The 2,326-nt window shown below is 53.4% G+C and carries 4 protein-coding genes; 1 reads left to right on the plus strand and 3 read right to left on the minus strand.

All coding sequences use genetic code 11. The features are described from left to right. A partial coding sequence (locus PsWM33_RS28215; protein WP_275078578.1) for a glycoside hydrolase family 108 protein occupies positions 1 to 315 on the minus strand: 315 nt, incomplete at its 3' end. A gap of 186 nt (positions 316 to 501) precedes the next feature. On the opposite strand from PsWM33_RS28215, the gene PsWM33_RS25145 reads away from it, so the two are divergent. Beyond that, a complete protein-coding gene (locus PsWM33_RS25145; RefSeq protein ID WP_063302047.1) occupies positions 502 to 957 on the plus strand; it encodes a hypothetical protein in 456 nt (151 codons plus the stop codon). Here PsWM33_RS25145 and PsWM33_RS25150 read toward each other — a convergent pair. Both PsWM33_RS25150 and PsWM33_RS25155 read right to left on the minus strand, forming a co-directional pair. Next, positions 941 to 1,708, minus strand: coding sequence for a DUF2793 domain-containing protein (locus PsWM33_RS25150; RefSeq protein ID WP_063302048.1), 768 nt, complete (start codon positions 1,706 to 1,708; stop codon positions 941 to 943). The genes PsWM33_RS25145 and PsWM33_RS25150 overlap by 17 nt on opposite strands. Before the next feature lie 10 nt (positions 1,709 to 1,718). Next, positions 1,719 to 2,326: GTA baseplate fiber-binding domain-containing protein (locus PsWM33_RS25155; RefSeq protein WP_082827149.1), on the minus strand; the 608-nt coding region annotated here is incomplete at its 5' end.

The following is a 2,326-nucleotide window of genomic DNA, read 5'->3' on the forward strand; positions in this document are numbered from 1 at the left end:
TTTCTGCAGGATCTTGACGGCCCGCGCCGGGCCGGAGTTTACGGCACAATCAAAAACGGCATAGTCCAGACCACGCGGCAATTGATCGCCCTTCACAGCATCCCAGTATTGCGCCCGGTAGATCTCGACTGCCTCCTCACGGCTCAGGCGCTTCACCTCTTCCACGCTCACCGCACGGCCACGCCAAGCAGACAAAGTCCTTTGAGTGACGCCAAGATTAGTTGGGCCGCCCGGATCTGCCTTGCGAGACCGGTTTGCAAACCCGCCTTCACTTCCAAGCAGGTCTAAAATAATCAGTCGGAACGTATCTTTCATGCTCTGCCCCTAACAAAAAACGGGAGCCGAAAGGCCCCCGTTCAGGTACAAAAAAAGCCGCTCTTGCGGCCGGTGAAACGGTTGAGTTACATAGAAAACGAATGAAGTTTATTCATTTGAGCCTCTCAACGATTAGCCTTATTTTCCAAGTCAAATTTTTGAGAAGTTTGTAAGGACGCCGAGTACATGAAGTTTCTTTTTATTACGCTGAACCTGTGCGTATTCTGGTGTTCATCAGTATACGCAGAAACAGGGAAACTCGATCTCGCCAAGCAATACGTCGAGAAACTAAATTTCATGCAACACTACAGAGCCCAGACAAGAAAAGACCTACAACCACTCATGATGAAAGTTTACAGTGCTGAAAACCTTTCAAACGTTCACGAAAGGGTCGAGAATGCGCTCTCTCAAATTGACGAACAACTGCTCTCAATGACAGATCAATTGAATGAGCAAATTGCTTTGGGATTCGCTGATAAACTCACAAAAGAACAACTGAAGGAACGTCTCTCACAAGAAGTACATACTGAAGACATCGCAGGAGCTTTAAACTTCAAATGGAATTACGATCCAAGCGAGAAGCGTTTTGTTTTATCGCAACCCGGTGGAGACCCCTATCGTCTTCTTAACTCTGCGGAGTAACTGGTAGGAAGTAATGCAAGGCAATGCGCACCTTGCCCCCGGTGAAGTCGCCGCCATTGGCTGTCAGCCGCACGGCGGTATCTCCATAAAACGCCTGAGGTCCAATCACTCCGGCATTGTTTGAGCCAACGGCCGCCCCCAGCGAACCGCCAAACTTGGATTGCTCACCAGCAAGGCCGCAGTCATAAGAGGCTGCCCCTGTCACCGCCTCCACCGTGCGCGTAGACACACAAAACACGATTGCCCGATTAGGGATCAAAACGGAGCTGTCAACGCTGCTACCAGCAAGGCTTAGCTCTTCATCAACAGTCACAAACTGGCTTTGTGCGCCGTGATCCGTTTCACTTATTACGGTTGCCTCTTGCTGGATAGCAAGGCCGCCCGTTGCCGGATCTGTGCCCAGTCCGGCAACAGAAGCCATGCTGCCCCACATACCTTCAGCATAAACTTGTATGTCGTTCAGACTTTCAATCCAAGCAGCCCACCCGGTGCCAGGTGTATGGAACTCCCAAGCCCCGGCACTGAAGGCCGCGATCTGGTTTTCATGCCCGGCAAAGTCCCCGGCCGCTCCTGCAGGTACTATGTAACGCGCTCCCTCATCTGGATCTGCAGGCGGATTGGTTACGCTGTTTGAAATAACCGAAAGCTGGACCACCACATCAAGCAAGGCTAACGCCTCATTGTGGGTCACATGCTTTTGCGATTGCGCAGCCGCAATCATCGGCAAGTTCAAGTGTGCCGTTGTGCTCATACTTCCCCCTTTACGCTTCATAATGAGCAACGGCAGGAACACCGCGCCCAAACGTTTCAGACAGTTGATAAACCCACACGTCAAAGCTGGCAGCAGGCCCGCCAAAGTCTTCCGCCTGCATGGCGGCCGTGTAGGATGCAAACGCCCCAGAAGCAGAAAGGGAGCGCTTTAAAACGCCCCCTTGCCGGATTTCAACACTGTAGCTTTCTACAGTCTCACCAAGAGGCACCTCTGCCACCTCCCAGCTATCCCCGCCCGTTCGTGTGCGCCTTATCCAGCTTATTGCAATGCTGCCATCAGCTTGCGCACGGCCGCGCACATGCACGGGCGACAGCGGCCGCTCTCCCCGGCCGGTGAAGGTCTTCTGGTAACTGGTGTAATCCTCAGATCCAACACCAGCCCCGGCCCGACCTGCTTGCCAGTTGAGCGGCAAACCCAGCTCAGAACGAGAAAGCCCGTTTTGTGTCATGCCGCCATCCAGCACCACCACACGTGCACCTGCAGGTGCACCCATGCCCGGCTCACTGCCCCGCTGCCCGCGTAACAACTTGCTTAAGGTATAGGTGCGCTCAGCAATCAGCTCAGCATTGGCAAACTGCAACAGCTCCCATTCACCGC

This window comes from Pseudovibrio sp. WM33 (assembly GCF_001623165.1).
In the GTDB taxonomy this organism is placed as follows: Bacteria; Pseudomonadota; Alphaproteobacteria; order Rhizobiales; family Stappiaceae; genus Pseudovibrio.